This window comes from Leisingera aquaemixtae (genome assembly GCF_019801145.1).
GTDB classification, from domain to species: domain Bacteria; phylum Pseudomonadota; class Alphaproteobacteria; order Rhodobacterales; family Rhodobacteraceae; genus Leisingera; species Leisingera aquaemixtae_A.
In genome coordinates, this window is sequence record NZ_JAHVJQ010000001.1 from 252300 (window position 1) to 267462 (window position 15163).

Below are 15163 nucleotides of genomic sequence, written 5' to 3' on the forward strand. Positions count from 1 at the left end.
AAAGCGGGGCTACAGCTTGGCTTCGCCTTTGATCTGCACCGTGATCTTGTAGGACTTCATCAGTTTCATTTGCTGCGCCAGATAGGCGGCATTGCCTGCGTAGCGCAGCTTGAACCCTCTGACGGTTTTCTTCTTGGGCAGCCAGTCCCAGCGGAAATCATAGACATCATTCACCGTCCCGTCGAATTCGAACGTCTTGCCCTTGGGGGTCAGATTGCCGGAAAGGGACGCCTGATACAGGGTTCTGGCCAGGTCGCGGTTCTTGACGAAGAAGATCGTCGCGTTCTTCAGCTTGACCGGCTTCTTGTGCTTGGCCGCAATCTGGCGCAGTTCCGCGCTGTTCAGGATGGCCTGCGAGATTTTTGATTTCACCCCGTGGCTGATGTTCCCCTTGCCATCAATGGAGCGTTTCATGTGCTCATAGGCGATGGGATAGTTCTTGTTTTCCGCCTTGTTGGCATCATGAATGGCCGCCTTGACTTCATCCACAGCGGACTTGCCCAACTCGTCGATCGCTTTCTCGGCGTCCTTGGCGGTTTTGATTAGTGAATTCAGCGGGTCGAAGTCTGGCATCTGGGTGTCTCCTGCTGGATATGGAAACGGAAAGCGGTGCAAAATGCGGTGAGATGCGGCGAAAACCCGGGGCACTGCCGGGATGCCGCGGCTGTAACCGGGAGCCGCCATTCCTTAACATATATCAGAAGTCTTGATGGTCACCGTAACGACTTGTCATGGCAGGGGGTCGGAAACGGAGTTGCCCGCACCGGGGCACTGATGTTTTTTGCCCGGATGGCCCGGCGTGCTGCCGGTCTGTAGTACGGGACGCGCGAACATGAACAACCTGCACGGCATTCTGCTGGTCATCGCCTCAATGGCGGCCTTCACGCTTGAAGACATGTTCATCAAGCAGCTGTCCGGTACCTTGCCCGTCGGGCAGATCCTGATCTGCCTTGGCATTGGCAGCGGGCTGGTCTTTGCAGTGATGGCCAAGATGCAGGGGCACAATCTGTTTGCACCGCGGTCCTGGCGGCTGCGCCCCGTTCTGCGCGCGGGGACAGAAGCGGTGTCGGCAATGGGCTTTGCCTCGGCGCTGGCGCTGGTCGACATCTCGGTTGTGGCAGCCGTGTTTCAGGCGACGCCACTGGTGATCACCATGGGTGCTGCGCTGTTTCTGGGGGAACAAGTCGGCTGGCGGCGCTGGCTGGCGATCTGCGTCGGCTTTGCCGGTGTGCTGCTGATCATCCGGCCGGGGCTGGACAGTTTTGAGCCTGCCGCGCTTCTGGTGGTAATTGCGGTTCTGGGGGTGGCCACACGGGATCTGATGACGCGGGTGATGGACAGCGCGGTGCCCTCTACCGTTGTCAGCTTCCAGGCGTTTCTGGCGGTTGTTCCCGCGGGCCTGCTGCTGCTGGCCTTTACCCCTGGCGAGGCGCAGGTGATGGAGCAGAATGAGTACCTGATGATGGCAGGCGGGGTGCTGTTCGGGGTGCTGGGGTATTACGGCATCGTCACCGCGATGCGGGTGGGGGATGCCTCGGCGGTGACGCCGTTCCGCTATACCCGGCTGCTGTTCTCGATCCTGGCGGGCGTGCTGGTCTTTGGCGAGCGTCCAGATACGCTGACGCTGACGGGGGCTGCGCTGATTATCGGGTCGGGGCTATACACCTTTGTGCGCGAGCAACGGTTGGCGCGGCGGGCGCGCCGGGCGGCAGCGGCTGCGGCCTGACGTCCCGCCTGGCGGAAATCCTCTGACCTGTTGGCGCAAACAGCGTCTTGTTAGCCCTAACCTGCCGGTTTTAGGTGTGTTAGCGATAACGATGACGGTTTACATTTCCGCCGCGGCTGGTATGACGCTGGCAGCAAAACGCGCCGCTTTCAGGCCCAACCAAGGATGGACAGATGAGCACCATTATCGACATTCACGCCCGTGAAATCCTCGACAGCCGGGGTAACCCGACGGTTGAGGTCGACGTGATCCTGGAAGACGGCACCATGGGCCGTGCTGCCGTGCCCTCCGGCGCCTCGACCGGCGCCTATGAGGCGGTGGAGAAGCGCGACGGCGACAAGTCCCGTTACATGGGCAAGGGCGTGCTGGAAGCGGTTGCCGCGGTGAACGGCGAGATTGCCGAGGAGCTGGTGGGCTTTGATGCGACCGAGCAGGTCGCGGTCGATCAGGCGATGATCGAGCTGGACGGCACCGAGAACAAGGGCCGCCTGGGCGCCAACGCCATTCTGGGCGTGTCGATGGCGGTGGCCAAGGCAGCCGCCGATTTCACCACCCAGCCGCTCTACCGCTATATCGGCGGCACTTCGGCCCGGGTTCTGCCGGTGCCGATGATGAACATCATCAACGGCGGCGAGCATGCCGACAACCCGATCGACATTCAGGAATTCATGATCATGCCGGTGGCCGCGGATAACATCCGCGAAGCAGTGCGCATGGGCTCCGAAGTGTTCCACACCCTGAAGAAAGAGCTGTCCGCGGCTGGCCTTTCCACCGGGATCGGCGATGAGGGCGGCTTTGCCCCCAACATCGGTTCCTCCCGCGAGGCGCTGGACTTCATCCTAAAATCGATCGAGAAAGCAGGCTACAAGCCCGGTGAAGAGATTTACCTGGCACTCGATTGCGCCGCGACCGAGTACTACAAGGACGGCAAATATGTCCTGGCGGGCGAGGGCAAGTCCCTGACCTCCGAGGAAAACGCCGACTACCTGGCGGCGCTGGTCAATGACTATCCGATCATCTCCATCGAAGACGGCATGTCGGAAGATGACTGGGACGGCTGGAAGCTGCTGACCGACAAGATCGGCAACTCTGTTCAACTGGTGGGCGACGATCTGTTTGTGACCAACCCGGCGCGTCTGGCTGAGGGCATCGAACGCGGTGTGGCGAACTCGATGCTGGTGAAGGTGAACCAGATCGGCTCCCTGACCGAGACCCTGAAGGCGGTCGATATGGCCCACCGCGCGCGCTACACCAACGTGATGTCGCACCGCTCGGGTGAGACCGAGGATGCCACCATTGCCGACCTGGCGGTTGCCACCAACTGCGGCCAGATCAAGACCGGCTCGCTGGCGCGCTCGGACCGGCTTGCGAAATACAACCAGCTGATCCGGATCGAGGAAGCGCTGGGTGAAGTGGCCGAATACGCGGGCCGTTCGATCCTGAAGTAAGGCCGCAGGCCAAAAGATTGACGGGAAAAACTGTCGGAAAGCCTCGCCTGACTGGCGGGGCTTTTACCTTTTACTTCCAGCCGGTTCGCACGCGAAGCGGCTGGAAGTAAAAGGGAAGGCAGTCTAACGCTCCTTTGAGGAAATTTTTCAGAGGCATTAGAGATGCAGGCACCCGGACCGGAAAACCGCTTTCAAATTGCGCATGCGGAGCTGTTGATGCAGTGCTTTGCGCAGGTGACAGGCCGGTCGCTGCTGAACGGGGCGGATGCCGAAGCGCTTTATCACGCGCCGTTCCCTGTCTTGTCGCATAACACCGCAGCCGACCCGGTGCTGACCTACGGCAACCTGGCGGCGCAGGAGCTGTGGGAGATGAGTTGGGAGCAGCTGACGGCGATGCCCTCGCGGCTGACAGCTGAACCCGCGCATCGCGGCCAGCGCGATGCGATGTTTGCAGAGATGCGCGCCAAGGGCTTTATCGAGAACTACCAGGGTGTGCGGATCAGCGCCTCCGGGCGGCGGTTCGAGATCCGCAACGCGGTGATCTGGCCGCTGGTGGGGCGGGACGGGGCCAAGCTGGGTGAGGCGGCAACCTTCCAGGATTACACGTTTATCTGACCTGCCTGTCCGACCTTTATCTTCCGGAAGTTGCATGTGTGGCCCGGATCACAGACGTTCACGCGGGCGTCATGCTAGATTGATCTTACGCGGCACGATGCGTGCAGCGGGAAAGGGGATCAGGCCATGACGACGCGGGTTTTGCGCACAGTGGCACTCTGTGCAGTTCTTTCGGCACTTTGGGGATGCAGCGGACCGGGAACCTATCCGTTCAGCGGCGAGGCTGCTTCACCGGATGATCCGGTTAAACGGTTAAATCTCGGTGCCGAACTGCGCTGATGACGGGGATGCGGCCTGACAACATGCTGCATCCGGAGATCTGGCGCCCTGTTCGGGGGAGGGCGCCAGATTGAATTCACTTAACACGGGGCGGTGTAATAGGTGCCGTCGCCGCGGGAGTATGCGCACTGCTTGGACTGGTTGTTTTGCGCAACCATGGTGCCGGCAGCTGCACCGCCAAGGGCTGCGATCAGGCGCCAGTCATCATCGGCCTTGAGCGCGTCGGCGGCGATCAGACCAGCGGCGGCGCCGCCTGCCACACCGGCAACGGTGCGCTGTTCCGGGGTCATGTTGGTACAGGCGCCCAGGCCCAGTACGGCGGAACTTGCAAGAGCAGGGATCCAGCGGAAAGTCATGTAGTATCTCCATTTTCAGGTCCAGGGCGGCCGGTTTGCGGGCCGCAGACGGGACTATAACGCCAGCTTCAGGGGGATGGTTCCGCAATTTTTGCATTGCCCCCTGCCGCAGGCGCAGACTTGCCTGACAGGGTTGCCGGGCGGCGGTGTTCCGCCGGGGGGGACCAGCAGCGGTATAAGAAGGCAAGCAAAAGAAGCGGTCCGGCAGTCATTTTATTGCCGGGCCGTTTTGCAGCGGCGTTACAGCCCCTTGGTCATCAGGATATAATTTTTGCGCGGCTGGAAGCGGGTGCGAAGATAGAGCCGCTGGGCGGTCTCGTTTTCCCGGTCGACTTCCAGATGCAGTGCGCGCATGCCGGCCGTGGCCAGCGATTTCGGCAGTTCGGTCAGCACTTCGGTGGCGATGCCGCGGCCGCGCACGGCAGGGCGGATGTAGAGCTCATCGACAAAGCCGTCCATGCCGCCGAATTCCACCGACCAGCCGAAGGTAATGACGATATAGCCGATCGGGGCGCGGGTGGGGCCGATCAGGTAGACGGCGCCGTAAGGGTGGCCGTTCAGCAAAGGCTCGATGCCGGCGCGGCGGTGCTCGTCGCTGCTGTCCAGCCCGGACTCCGCGTGGAAGGCGGCGACCAGCGGCAGAACCGTGTCCAGGTGTTCGGGTTTGGCGAGATGCAGGGCGGCGCTCATAGGCGGGCAAGCCTTTCGGTCAGGAGTTTGAAGAAACCGTCCGCGTCCGCGTCGCCGATGAAAAGGGCGTTGGGCTTGCGGTCCGTGACGCCCCACCAGTCGGCGACGGTCATGCCGAGGGTGAGGGCGGAGGAGGTTTCGATTTCCACGTTCACATGGCGGCCGGAGAAGAGCGCTGGCTGCAGCAGCCAGGCGATGACGCAGGGGTCATGCAGCGGGCCGCCCTCGGAGCCGTATTTCTCCACGTCGAAGCGTTCGAAGAAGTCGAGCATTTCGGCGGTGAAATAGCCCAACCGGCTGTCCAGAGCGCGGATCGCCTCGACGCGCGGTTTGGTGGCCAGCACCTTGTGCGTCACATCGAGCGGCATCATGGTGATCGTCGCGCCGGATCTGAACACGATTTCAGCGGCCTCCGGGTCGACGTAGATGTTGAATTCAGCTGCCGGTGTGATGTTGCCGACTTCGAAATAGGCGCCGCCCATCATCACGATTTCCTGCACCCGGTCGATGATGTCCGGGGCGGTGTTGAAGGCGGCGGCGATGTTGGTGAGCGGCCCCAGCGCGCAGAGCGTGACGGAGCCAGGCGCATGATTGCGCAGGGTGTCGATGATGAAATCCACGCCGTGGCCCCCCGCCAGCGGCATCTGCGGCTCCCACAGCTTCGGCCCGTCGAGGCCGGTCTGGCCGTGCACATGCTCGGCGGTGATCAGCGGGCGGGCAAGCGGCGCCTTGCTGCCGGCGTAGACGGGCACGTCCGTCTTGCCTGCCGCTTCGCAGACGATGCGGGCGTTCTTGCTGGTCAGCGGAAGCGGCACATTGCCGGCCACACAGGTGATGCCAAGCAGATCGAGTTCATCCGGGCTGGCCAGTGCCAGCAGAATGGCGACGGCATCATCCTGGCCCGGATCAGTGTCGATGATGATTTTCCTGGCGCTCATGGGGGCCTCCGCTGGTCGTGAGCCACGAGACTACGCGCTGTTGGGCCGGGATTGAACCGCTGCCGCGCAGGTCTGCGCAAATTTCACCGGATTTTCTGCGACGGAGGTTTGCTGCTGTTGCGTTTGCTTCCTATAGTTGCCTGACGCAGCGTCACGGGCGGGATGGCCGGCTGGCGCAGGCGGTGATTTTTCAGCCCGGTTCGCGGGCACTATTGGTACGGCGTTGTTTGGCCGGAAACACATTGATTTGCATGGGGAAAGCGAGAGATGCCCAAAGAGCCCAAGGTTGTCGGCGATATTCTGAAGGACAAGAAAATGACCGCCGCCTACATGGATTACTGCAAGCGGCGCTATTGTCTGAACGAGTTCATGTTCACCCAGAACAAGGGAAATCCGGAATCGTTGTGGACCCGGTACTTGGACCAGAAGAAGGGCAAGGAGCCGGTCAACATCACCTCGAAAACCCATCTTGCCGCCAAGGCGCTGGCCGACAAGGGCGACTTCAAGAGCGGTGATTGGAAGAAGATCATTGCGACCGGCAAGGATGAGGTTGTGAAGATGCTGAACAAGGATGTGATGGGGTTCACCGGCAGCGACGAATACAAGAAATACGTCGCTGAAAACGGCATGGGCGATCCCAAGAAGGCGGCCAAGCTGCTGGGCATCACTGACGTGAAGAAGCTGAAAGACGTGATGGTCAACGTCGCGGTCGATGACAAGAAGACCGCTGAAAAGCTTTGGAAGGAGATGATGAAGAAGGAAAAGATCATCGAGGATTACAAGGCGATGTCCTCGGCGCTGAAAAAGGCGAGCCTGGTCTGATCCCGAACCCGGCGGAACCCGGCGGCAGGGCCGCCGGGGCTTGAGTATTTGGGGAAAGATGAAGAAGGGCTGTGCTCAGGCGCGCTCGTCAGCTTTCACCTGGTCCCAGAGCGCGTCCATTTCCGCCAGGTCGCTGTCCTCGGGGCGTTTGCCGCGGGCGGCGAGCTTGGCCTCGACGCCTTCGAACCGGCGGGTGAATTTGGCGTTGGCGGCGCGCAGGGCAGCCTCTGGTTCAACGCCGAGGTGGCGGCCCAAATTGGCCATCACGAACAGAAGGTCGCCGAATTCTTCCTCGACCTCTGCGTGGGACAGGCTGTCACGGGCTTCGACGAGTTCGGCGCATTCCTCGGTGATCTTGGCGATGACATTGCTGGCCGAAGGCCAGTCGAAGCCGACCCGCGCAGCGCGTCTCTGCAGCTTGTAGGCGCGCAAAAGGGCGGGCAGGCCAATGGCGACGCCGTCCAGCGTGCCCTTTTGCGCCTTGCCGGCGCGTTCGGCGGCCTTGATCGCCTCCCAGTCCCGGGTCTGCTGTTCCGCGGATTTGTCGCGGGACTCATCCCCGAAGACATGCGGGTGGCGCGAGACCATTTTGTCCGACATGGTCCGGACCACGTCTTGGAAGGTGAAGTGGCCCGCTTCCTCCGCCATCTGCGCGTGGAAGACAGATTGGAACAGCAGGTCGCCTAGTTCCCCCTTCAGTTCGTCCCAGGCCTCGCGTTCGATGGCGTCGGCAACTTCATACGCCTCTTCAATGGTGTAGGGGGCGATGGTGGCGAAATCCTGTTCGATGTCCCAGGGGCAGCCGGTTTGCGGGTCGCGCAGGCGCGCCATGATTTCCAGCAGGCGCTCGATGCCTGCGGATCGGTCGTGGATCAGGTCTGTTTCTTGCATTGCGGCTGCTCTTTTTCCGGTGTCAGATGCATCATCCCGAGTCTGGAGCAGGAGTCCACCCCGATGCCCGTTGTGAACCGTATTGCCGATTACGCCGAAGAGATGAAGGCCTGGCGGCGGCATCTGCACCAGATCCCGGAACTGGCGCTGGACCTGCCCAAGACGGCGGCCTTCGTAGCAGCGCGGCTGCGGGAGTTCGGGGTTGATGAACTGCATGAAGGCATCGCGCAGACCGGCATGGTGGCGATCATCAACGGGCAGGGAGAGGGGCCGACGATTGGCCTGCGCGCCGATATGGATGCGCTGCCGATCCCGGAGGAAACCGGGGTGGAATACGCGTCCGGCCATGCCGGCAACATGCATGCCTGCGGCCATGACGGCCACACCACTATGCTGCTGGGGGCGGCGAAATACCTTGCGGAAACGCGCAATTTCCAGGGCCGGGTCGCGCTGATCTTCCAGCCGGCCGAGGAAGCCATTGGCGGCGCCCGGATCATGGTCGAGGAAGGCATCATGGAGCGGTTTGATATCGGCGAGGTCTATGCGCTGCACAATGCGCCGGGCCTGCCGGAGGGGCATTTCCTGACCACGCCGGGCGCCTTGATGGCGGCTGTGGATACCTTCCATATCCATGTCCAGGGCTTGGGCGGCCATGGGGCGATGCCGCATGAAACCCGCGATCCGGTGATGGCGGCCTGCGGAATGGCGCAGGCGATCCAGACCATCGTCAGCCGCAATCACCACACGCTGGAGGATCTGGTGGTTTCGGTCACCCAGATTCACACCGGCACCGTCGACAACGTGATCCCGGACACCGCCTATATCAACGGCACCGTGCGGACCTTTAACCCCGAAGTGCAAAAGATGGTGATGCGGCGGATGAAGGAGATCGTGGCAGGGCAGGCCGCCAGCTATGGGGTCGAGGCGGAACTGGGGTATGAGGTCGGCTATCCGGCGACGTTCAACGATGCGGAAAAGACCGGCTTTGCAGTGGAAGTTGCCAAGGAAATTTCCGGCGATACCAATGTGCAGGCGGACGGCGGCCGGGAAATGGGGGCAGAGGATTTTGCCTACATGCTGCAGGTGCGGCCCGGATCCTACCTGTTTTTGGGGCAGGGCAACAGCGCCGGGCTGCATCATCCGAAGTATGACTTCAACGACGAGATCGCGCCGGTGGGGGCATCCTTCTTTGCCCGGCTGGTGGAGCGGGCGCAGCCGTTGAACGGCTAGCGCTGCAGCACGGGCGCGGCGCGTCTGCACCACTCCCGCAGGCGGAGCCGCAGCGGCGGTCTCCGCCCTTTGACACGGGCGGCGCAGGTGCTATTGCCGGGACATGCGGCGGCAGAGCTTTTCCGCCTACTTTGCTGGAACGTGAGAGACTATGACTGACTTCAATCAACCGATCAGCGGTAACGACCTGGCGCGGTTTTCCGGGCCGAACACCTTTATGCGGCTGCCGCAGGCAACCTCGCTGGATGGTTTGGATGTGGCAGTGCTGGGCGTGCCGATGGATATCGGCACCTCCTGGCGGTCCGGCACGCGGTTCGGGCCCAAGCAGATACGTTCCGAGAGTGCGATGCTGCGGCCCTACAACATGGCGACCGGGGCGGCGCCGTTCGACAGCCTGAACATTGCCGACATCGGCGATCTGGCGATCAACACGTTTTCGCTGCCGGATTCGCTCCGGATCATCGAAGATAGCTATGATGCGATCCTGTCGGGCGGAGTGATTCCGGTGGCGATGGGCGGCGATCATTCGATCACGCTGCCGATCCTGCGCGCGATTGCCAAGAAATACGGCCCCGTGGCGCTGGTGCATGTGGATGCCCATGCCGATGTGAACGACGAGATGTTCGGCGAGCGCGAGACTCATGGCACCGTGTTCCGCCGCGCCTATGAGGAAGGGCTGATCGTTCCGGACAAGACCTATCAGATCGGCATCCGCGGCACCGGCTATGCCGCCACCGATTTCGCCGAGGCGCAGGGCTGGGGATATCAGCATTTCCCGGCGCAGGAGCTTTGGGGGCGGCAGCTGCACCAGATGGGTGCGGAAATTCGCCGCGATATCGGCAATAGGCCGGTCTATGTCTCCTATGATATCGATAGTCTTGACCCGGCCTATGCGCCGGGCACCGGCACGCCGGAAATCGGCGGGCTGACAACGCCGCAGGCGCTGGAGCTGATCCGGTCGCTGAAGGGGGTCAACATCGTGGGCTGCGACCTGGTGGAGGTGTCGCCGCCTTATGACCCCTCGGGCAACACCGCCCTGGTGGGCGCCAATCTGCTCTATGAGCTGTTGTGCGTACTGCCGGGCGTGGCAACAAGATAAGCGGTCCGGCCTGAGCGTTAGGCCGGGGGAGGGCCGCGCAGGGAGGAGGCAAGGTTTGACCTTGAAACCGCAATGAAGCGGCTGATGCTGCTGGGCTGGCTGCTGCTGGCCGCCATTGTTGCCGGGCTGGGGTTTATCCGCCTGGCGCCGAGCGATCCGCTGGACTGGAATACCCAGCCGGAGCTGAGCGAAGACAAGGAATTCCGCGGCGGCGTGTTCCGGGTGGTGCGGACCGGACCGGACGGGCTGGAACGATTCCACCGCATCGCCAGCCATGCGCCGCGCACCAGCGTGCTGGCGGGCGGGCCTGCGGACGGAATGGTGACCTATATCACCCGCACTCAGGTTTTGGGCTTTCCCGACTACACCACCGCGGCGCAGGACGGCGATCTGCTAAAGGTCTATGCCCGGCTGCGGTTCGGGCGCTCCGACCTGGGCGCCAACAAGGAGCGGATCAACGGCTGGCTGGCAGAAATGGCGCAGGCGCCGCAAGAGGCCTCAGCGAGCGAGTAGCCGTGCGGGCGGGGTCTCGCCTGTTCGCAGGCTTTTGCTGAGAAGCGGTTCAGGTGCAGGGCTGCCCCTGAAGGCGCATTTCCGATTGTGTTTGTTTCTGCCGCGTCAAGGGCAAGCCGCGCGTGCCGCGCGGTGGCCGCGCCACCCTTGACCCGGCAGCGCTTTGTGAAATCATTGAAGGATGAAGAAAGCGCAAGGGCGGAAACAACTGGAAGGAATGCCCGTCCGTCTGATGAGGGGCCGGATCGGCTTTTCCTGATTTCCATGCTGGCGGCGGAATCCCGGCTCAGCTCCGGGCCGGACAAGTCAGCCGCCTGCCGGAGTGAACCCGGCTAAGGAGGGAGGTGCCTTTTGGAGAGTATTGCGGTTCTCGATCTTGGTGATGGGCGAAGGATACACTGCAAGGGGCTTGAGGAGGCAACGTCCAAATGGGCCCAGAACTACTCTGGCATTGAAGAGGCGACCATCGACGTGTTCTTTAAGGTCGGGCTGGGCAGTGTTGTGGTGACGTACCGCTACGACGGCGAGGCAGAAAAATGGGTGAAGGCCAAATAGGAACGTGCGGCCGCCTGATCGTCGAGCGGCCTGCAATGGTAATTGAACTAAGAGTAATACAGGCCGCTCTCTCCCGTGCCTAATCCCTCAAAAGGATAACGGGATGCCAAGGGAAATAGGGCGGCAATGGGATGTTTCCAGCACCGGAGGGATTTCTGCCCGCCTTACCTGTGTTGGTGCGGGGGCTGGGGTCTGCCAGATCAGAGCTGCGGCATGTCTGATGGCACGCCGGACATGCCCGGCAGCGGTTCCAGCGACGCCGACAGGCAGCTGCTTTGCACTTCGCGCCACATCGGCACGTTCAGCGACATCTGGCATTGCGCCATGAACATGCGCCCGTCGACCTGCAGGCAGCGCAGCTCGCCCAGCTCAACCCGGGCACCGGACTTGTCGGTGCAGTAGCAGTCGATGGTCTTGCCGCCCGGTCCCTTCACGTCTGCCAGCCCCGCGCCGGGCAGGGTCAGGAGGATTGTGGCAATAAGGGCTCTGGCATGTCGCATGGCTCTAGCATATCACATGGGGGTCACTTGGCCAAAACATGAACAACAATAGGCGCACCCATGGTCCCCGAAGAACGGCTGGAACAGATCCTGCAGCGGTTTCAGTATCTTGAAGCCGCAATGGCGGATGGTGCCGGGGGCGGCGATATTGCAGCACTGGCCAAGGAATACTCCGACCTGCGGCCGGTGGCGGAACAGGTGACGGCCTACCGCAAGCTGCTGGGCGATCTGGAAGAGGCCGAGCTGATGCTGGCGGATCCGGACATGAAGGATCTGGCCGAAGAGGAGATCCCGGCGCTGAAGGCCGCGATACCGGAGGCCGAGCACGCCTTGCAGCTGGCGCTGTTGCCCAAGGACGCGGCGGACAGCCGCCCGGCGATGCTGGAGATCCGCCCCGGTACGGGTGGCGATGAGGCGGCGCTGTTTGCCGGCGACCTGCTGCGGATGTACCAGCGCTATGCCGAGGGGCAGGGCTGGAAGTTCGACATCATCGAGGAGCAGATGACCGAGCTGGGCGGCATCAAGGAGGTGGTGGCCCATATCAAGGGCGACAATGTCTTTGCCCGTCTGAAGTATGAATCCGGCGTGCACCGGGTTCAACGGGTGCCGGCCACCGAAAGCGGCGGGCGCATCCATACCTCGGCCGCCACCGTGGCGGTGCTGCCGGAGGCGGAGGATGTCGACATCCACATTGACGCAAATGACATCCGCATCGACACCATGCGCGCCTCGGGGGCTGGCGGGCAGCATGTGAACACCACCGACTCCGCCGTGCGTATCACCCACCTGCCGACCGGTCTGGTGGTGACTTCGTCGGAGAAATCCCAGCACCGCAACCGCGAGATCGCCATGCAGGTGCTGAAGACCCGGCTTTATGACCTGGAGCGGCAGCGGATAGACAGCGAGCGGTCGGCGGACCGTGCCAGCCAGGTGGGCTCCGGCGACCGCTCGGAGCGCATCCGCACCTATAATTTTCCGCAGGGCCGCATGACCGATCACCGCATCAACCTGACGCTCTACAAGCTGGATCAGGTGATGGGCGGCGATCTGGATGAGATTATCGACGCGCTGACCGCGGACAATCAGGCGCGGCTGCTGGCCGAGATGGGGCAATAAGCATGGCAGAGACCGCGGCACAGGCAATGGCGGCAGCAACGGCACGGCTGCGGGCGGCAGGGGTGCCGGATCCGGCGCGGGATGCGCGGGTGCTGCTCGCCCATGCAGCACGGATCGAGGCCAGCCGGGTGACGCTGATCGCGCCCGAGGAGCTGGCGACCGAAGTGGCGGAACGCTATGAGCAGCTGATTGCCCTGCGCGCGGTGCGGGTGCCGGTGTCGCATCTGATCGGCGAGCGGGAGTTCTACGGGCGCCGCTTCAAGGTGTCGCGCGATGTGCTGGACCCGCGCCCGGAGACCGAGATCCTGATTGAGGCGGCGCTGGCGGAGCCGTATGAGCGGGTGCTGGATTTGGGCGTCGGCTCCGGCTGCATTCTGGTGACGCTGCTGGCCGAACGGCAGGAGGCCACCGGGCTGGGAGTCGACATCAGCGAGGCGGCCTGCCTGCAGGCCAGCGCCAATGCGGTGCTGCACCGGGTCGAGGCGCGCGCCGATATCCGGCAGTCAGACTGGTTCGAGGAGGTCGAGGGCACGTTCGATCTGATCGTGTCGAATCCGCCCTATATCGCGCTCGACGAGATGGAAGGACTCTCCGCAGAGGTGCGCGGGCATGAGCCGGGCATTGCTCTGACAGATGGCGGTGACGGGCTGGGTGCCTACCGGCAGATCGCTGCCCGCGCCGCGCAGCACCTCGCGCCGGGCGGGCGGCTGCTGCTGGAAATCGGCCCGACGCAAGGTCAAGCGGTCAGCGCGCTGCTGGAGGCCGCGGGTTTGAGCGGCATCGCGGTGTTGCCGGACATGGACGGGCGCGACCGGGTGGTGCGGGCGCATTCCCCCTCAAATTGCGGATTTTAGCGCGAAAAGCTGCGGATTCGGCAGAAAAAACACAGAAAATTTCATTGTCCCCCTTGTCTGTGATCTCGTAACATGGTTACTCAAGATGAGCCGTATGAGGAGAACGCTTTTCAAGCCTTCCCACGGCATCAAGCCCAAAAAAGCTAACGATCCGGCGCTGAGGCGCGCTGCAAAGGGTCAACGGCGCATTAACTCAAGGCTTATGATAGGCATATGAGATCGTCCAAATCACGTTCACGCTCCAAGTCGAACCGGAACCGCCCGAACGGCGCCAATGTGGTCAACCGGGTGTTCGACAGCTCCGGCCCCGAAGGCAAGGTGCGCGGAACCCCGCAGCAGATCATCGACAAGTACAACCAGCTGGCCCGCGATGCGCAGCTGGGCAATGACCGCGTTGCAGCAGAGAACTTCCAGCAGCATGCAGAGCACTATCTGCGGATGCTGAACGAGGCGCAGCGCGAAATCGAGGCACGCCGCGAGGAGCAGGAACGCCAGAACCGCGAGCGCCAGGCCGAGCGCGACCGCGAGCGCGCCGAGCGGCTGGAGCGCCAGGAGCGCGAGGCGGCGGCCTCTGCGCCGGCGGACAGCGACCCGGCCAGCGCGCCGCAGCCCGAGGTGATTGATCCGCGCGGCGACAATGGCAACGGCCAGGACAGCGGGCTGGTTGAGACGCCGGAGAGTCAGAGCGCGGCTGCACCGGAGTCCGGCGATGACGCAGCCCCGAAGAAGACCCCGGCCCGCAAACCGCGCACCCGCAAGCCTGCGGCCAAGGCAGAAGACGCGGGTGAGGGCGGCGAGGCGGCAGCGCCAAAGAAGCCCAGCCGCGCGCGGGCCAAGCCCAAGCCAAAGGCGGAGGAAGGCCCGGCGGAAGCAGCTGAATAAGCTTTTGCCAAAAGCGCCAAAAATGAACCCCCGGTGCCAGCGGCCCCGGGGGTTTTTACTGGATGAGGCCTGGAGCAGGCCGCCAGCGTACCGCGGGACTTACCAGTAAACCGGGTTGTCCAGAGCCGGAACGCAGTGAGCGCGGCCGCGCAAGGGCGTCAGCTCCGCGCCCTTCAGGGATTGTGCCTGCCAGCCTTCGGGGTGGCTGAGAGGCTGGGGGGCTGCGGCCTGTGCCTCGGCGATCTGCTGGAAGCCAACCTTGCAGTAATAGGCGGGATCGCCATAGGTGACGGCGGCATCTGCGCCGTGACCGCGCATTGCGTTCAGCCCGTGCGAAATAAGTGCCTGCCCGATGCCTTGGCCCTGCCGCTGTATCTGAACGGCGACGGGAGACAGGATGAATACTGTGCGGCTGTCCTGATCGTAGCGGAGCCGGGTGAACAGGATACTGCCTGCAAGGCTGCCGCCGTCCAGGGCTGAAAACGCAAACAGATCCCCGGCGGCAGTCGTCGCAAACATCTCCTGTACCAAGCTGGCGATGAGATCGCCTTCGCTTTTGCCCTCCGAAGCGGCAAAGACGGACCGGAAGAGACCGGTGATCTCCGGGATACGGTCTTTGTAATCTTCGGCGAACTGCATCTGCGGCCCT

18 protein-coding genes are annotated in these 15163 nt (G+C 62.9%); 11 read left to right on the plus strand and 7 right to left on the minus strand.

What is annotated here, in order from left to right:
* Window positions 1-9: 9 nt before the first annotated feature.
* Entirely contained in the window at window positions 10-573 is a 564-nt protein-coding gene (locus KUW17_RS01240; protein WP_222475326.1) for a hypothetical protein, read from the minus strand.
* 259 nt (window positions 574-832) lie between these two features.
* On the opposite strand from KUW17_RS01240, the gene KUW17_RS01245 reads away from it, so the two are divergent.
* From KUW17_RS01245 to KUW17_RS01255, 3 genes are all read left to right on the plus strand, one after another.
* Complete coding sequence (locus KUW17_RS01245) at window positions 833-1726, plus strand: DMT family transporter (RefSeq protein ID WP_222475327.1); 894 nt, start codon at window positions 833-835, stop codon at window positions 1724-1726.
* A gap of 173 nt (window positions 1727-1899) precedes the next feature.
* Window positions 1900-3174, plus strand: coding sequence for a phosphopyruvate hydratase (eno, locus tag KUW17_RS01250; RefSeq protein WP_222475328.1), 1275 nt, complete (start codon window positions 1900-1902; stop codon window positions 3172-3174).
* A gap of 162 nt (window positions 3175-3336) precedes the next feature.
* The gene (locus KUW17_RS01255; protein WP_222475329.1) at window positions 3337-3789 is read left to right on the plus strand and encodes an MEKHLA domain-containing protein; all 453 of its coding nucleotides are present in this window, start codon (window positions 3337-3339) and stop codon (window positions 3787-3789) included.
* Between the two features lie 359 nt (window positions 3790-4148).
* Here KUW17_RS01255 and KUW17_RS01260 read toward each other — a convergent pair whose 3' ends face one another.
* From KUW17_RS01260 to KUW17_RS01270, 3 genes are all read right to left on the minus strand, one after another.
* Complete coding sequence (locus KUW17_RS01260) at window positions 4149-4424, minus strand: glycine zipper 2TM domain-containing protein (RefSeq protein WP_222475330.1); 276 nt, start codon at window positions 4422-4424, stop codon at window positions 4149-4151.
* Between the two features lie 240 nt (window positions 4425-4664).
* Entirely contained in the window at window positions 4665-5114 is a 450-nt protein-coding gene (locus KUW17_RS01265; RefSeq protein WP_222475332.1) for a GNAT family N-acetyltransferase, read from the minus strand.
* On the minus strand, window positions 5111-6052 hold the full coding sequence (locus KUW17_RS01270; protein ID WP_222475334.1) for a nucleoside hydrolase: 942 nt from the start codon (window positions 6050-6052) through the stop codon (window positions 5111-5113). The genes KUW17_RS01265 and KUW17_RS01270 overlap by 4 nt, the downstream gene beginning before the upstream one ends.
* Window positions 6053-6319: 267 nt before the next feature.
* Here KUW17_RS01270 and KUW17_RS01275 point away from each other — a divergent pair, with 267 nt between their 5' ends.
* Window positions 6320-6874 carry a hypothetical protein gene (locus KUW17_RS01275; protein ID WP_222475335.1) on the plus strand — a complete coding sequence of 185 codons (555 nt, stop codon included), beginning with the start codon at window positions 6320-6322 and terminating at the stop codon, window positions 6872-6874.
* Between the two features lie 75 nt (window positions 6875-6949).
* Here KUW17_RS01275 and mazG read toward each other — a convergent pair whose 3' ends face one another.
* Window positions 6950-7765 (minus strand): nucleoside triphosphate pyrophosphohydrolase, encoded by an 816-nt coding sequence (mazG, locus tag KUW17_RS01280; RefSeq protein ID WP_222475337.1) that lies wholly within the window; start codon window positions 7763-7765, stop codon window positions 6950-6952.
* Window positions 7766-7828: 63 nt separating this feature from the next.
* Here mazG and KUW17_RS01285 point away from each other — a divergent pair, with 63 nt between their 5' ends.
* The 4 genes from KUW17_RS01285 (at window position 7829) to KUW17_RS01300 (ending at window position 11162) form a co-directional block, all read left to right on the plus strand.
* Window positions 7829-8995, plus strand: a complete 1167-nt coding sequence (locus tag KUW17_RS01285) for a M20 aminoacylase family protein (RefSeq protein ID WP_222475338.1) — start codon at window positions 7829-7831, stop codon at window positions 8993-8995.
* Between the two features lie 151 nt (window positions 8996-9146).
* Window positions 9147-10094, plus strand: coding sequence for an agmatinase (gene speB / locus KUW17_RS01290; RefSeq protein ID WP_222475339.1), 948 nt, complete (start codon window positions 9147-9149; stop codon window positions 10092-10094).
* 72 nt (window positions 10095-10166) lie between these two features.
* Complete coding sequence (locus tag KUW17_RS01295; RefSeq protein WP_222475340.1) at window positions 10167-10607, plus strand: DUF1499 domain-containing protein; 441 nt, start codon at window positions 10167-10169, stop codon at window positions 10605-10607.
* Window positions 10608-10958: 351 nt separating this feature from the next.
* Window positions 10959-11162 carry a hypothetical protein gene (locus KUW17_RS01300; RefSeq protein WP_222475341.1) on the plus strand — a complete coding sequence of 68 codons (204 nt, stop codon included), beginning with the start codon at window positions 10959-10961 and terminating at the stop codon, window positions 11160-11162.
* A 200-nt stretch (window positions 11163-11362) separates the two neighbouring features.
* On the opposite strand, the gene KUW17_RS01305 is transcribed toward KUW17_RS01300, so the two are convergent.
* Window positions 11363-11662 carry a hypothetical protein gene (locus tag KUW17_RS01305; protein WP_222475342.1) on the minus strand — a complete coding sequence of 100 codons (300 nt, stop codon included), beginning with the start codon at window positions 11660-11662 and terminating at the stop codon, window positions 11363-11365.
* 60 nt (window positions 11663-11722) lie between these two features.
* Here KUW17_RS01305 and prfA point away from each other — a divergent pair, with 60 nt between their 5' ends.
* From prfA to KUW17_RS01320, 3 genes are all read left to right on the plus strand, one after another.
* Window positions 11723-12778, plus strand: coding sequence for a peptide chain release factor 1 (gene prfA, locus KUW17_RS01310; RefSeq protein WP_222475344.1), 1056 nt, complete (start codon window positions 11723-11725; stop codon window positions 12776-12778).
* 2 nt (window positions 12779-12780) lie between these two features.
* On the plus strand, window positions 12781-13632 hold the full coding sequence (gene prmC / locus KUW17_RS01315) for a peptide chain release factor N(5)-glutamine methyltransferase (protein ID WP_222475346.1): 852 nt from the start codon (window positions 12781-12783) through the stop codon (window positions 13630-13632).
* Window positions 13633-13845: 213 nt separating this feature from the next.
* Entirely contained in the window at window positions 13846-14514 is a 669-nt protein-coding gene (locus KUW17_RS01320) for a DUF4167 domain-containing protein (protein WP_222475348.1), read from the plus strand.
* Between the two features lie 99 nt (window positions 14515-14613).
* Here KUW17_RS01320 and KUW17_RS01325 read toward each other — a convergent pair whose 3' ends face one another.
* Window positions 14614-15153 carry a GNAT family N-acetyltransferase gene (locus KUW17_RS01325; protein WP_222475350.1) on the minus strand — a complete coding sequence of 180 codons (540 nt, stop codon included), beginning with the start codon at window positions 15151-15153 and terminating at the stop codon, window positions 14614-14616.
* Window positions 15154-15163 lie beyond the last annotated feature (10 nt).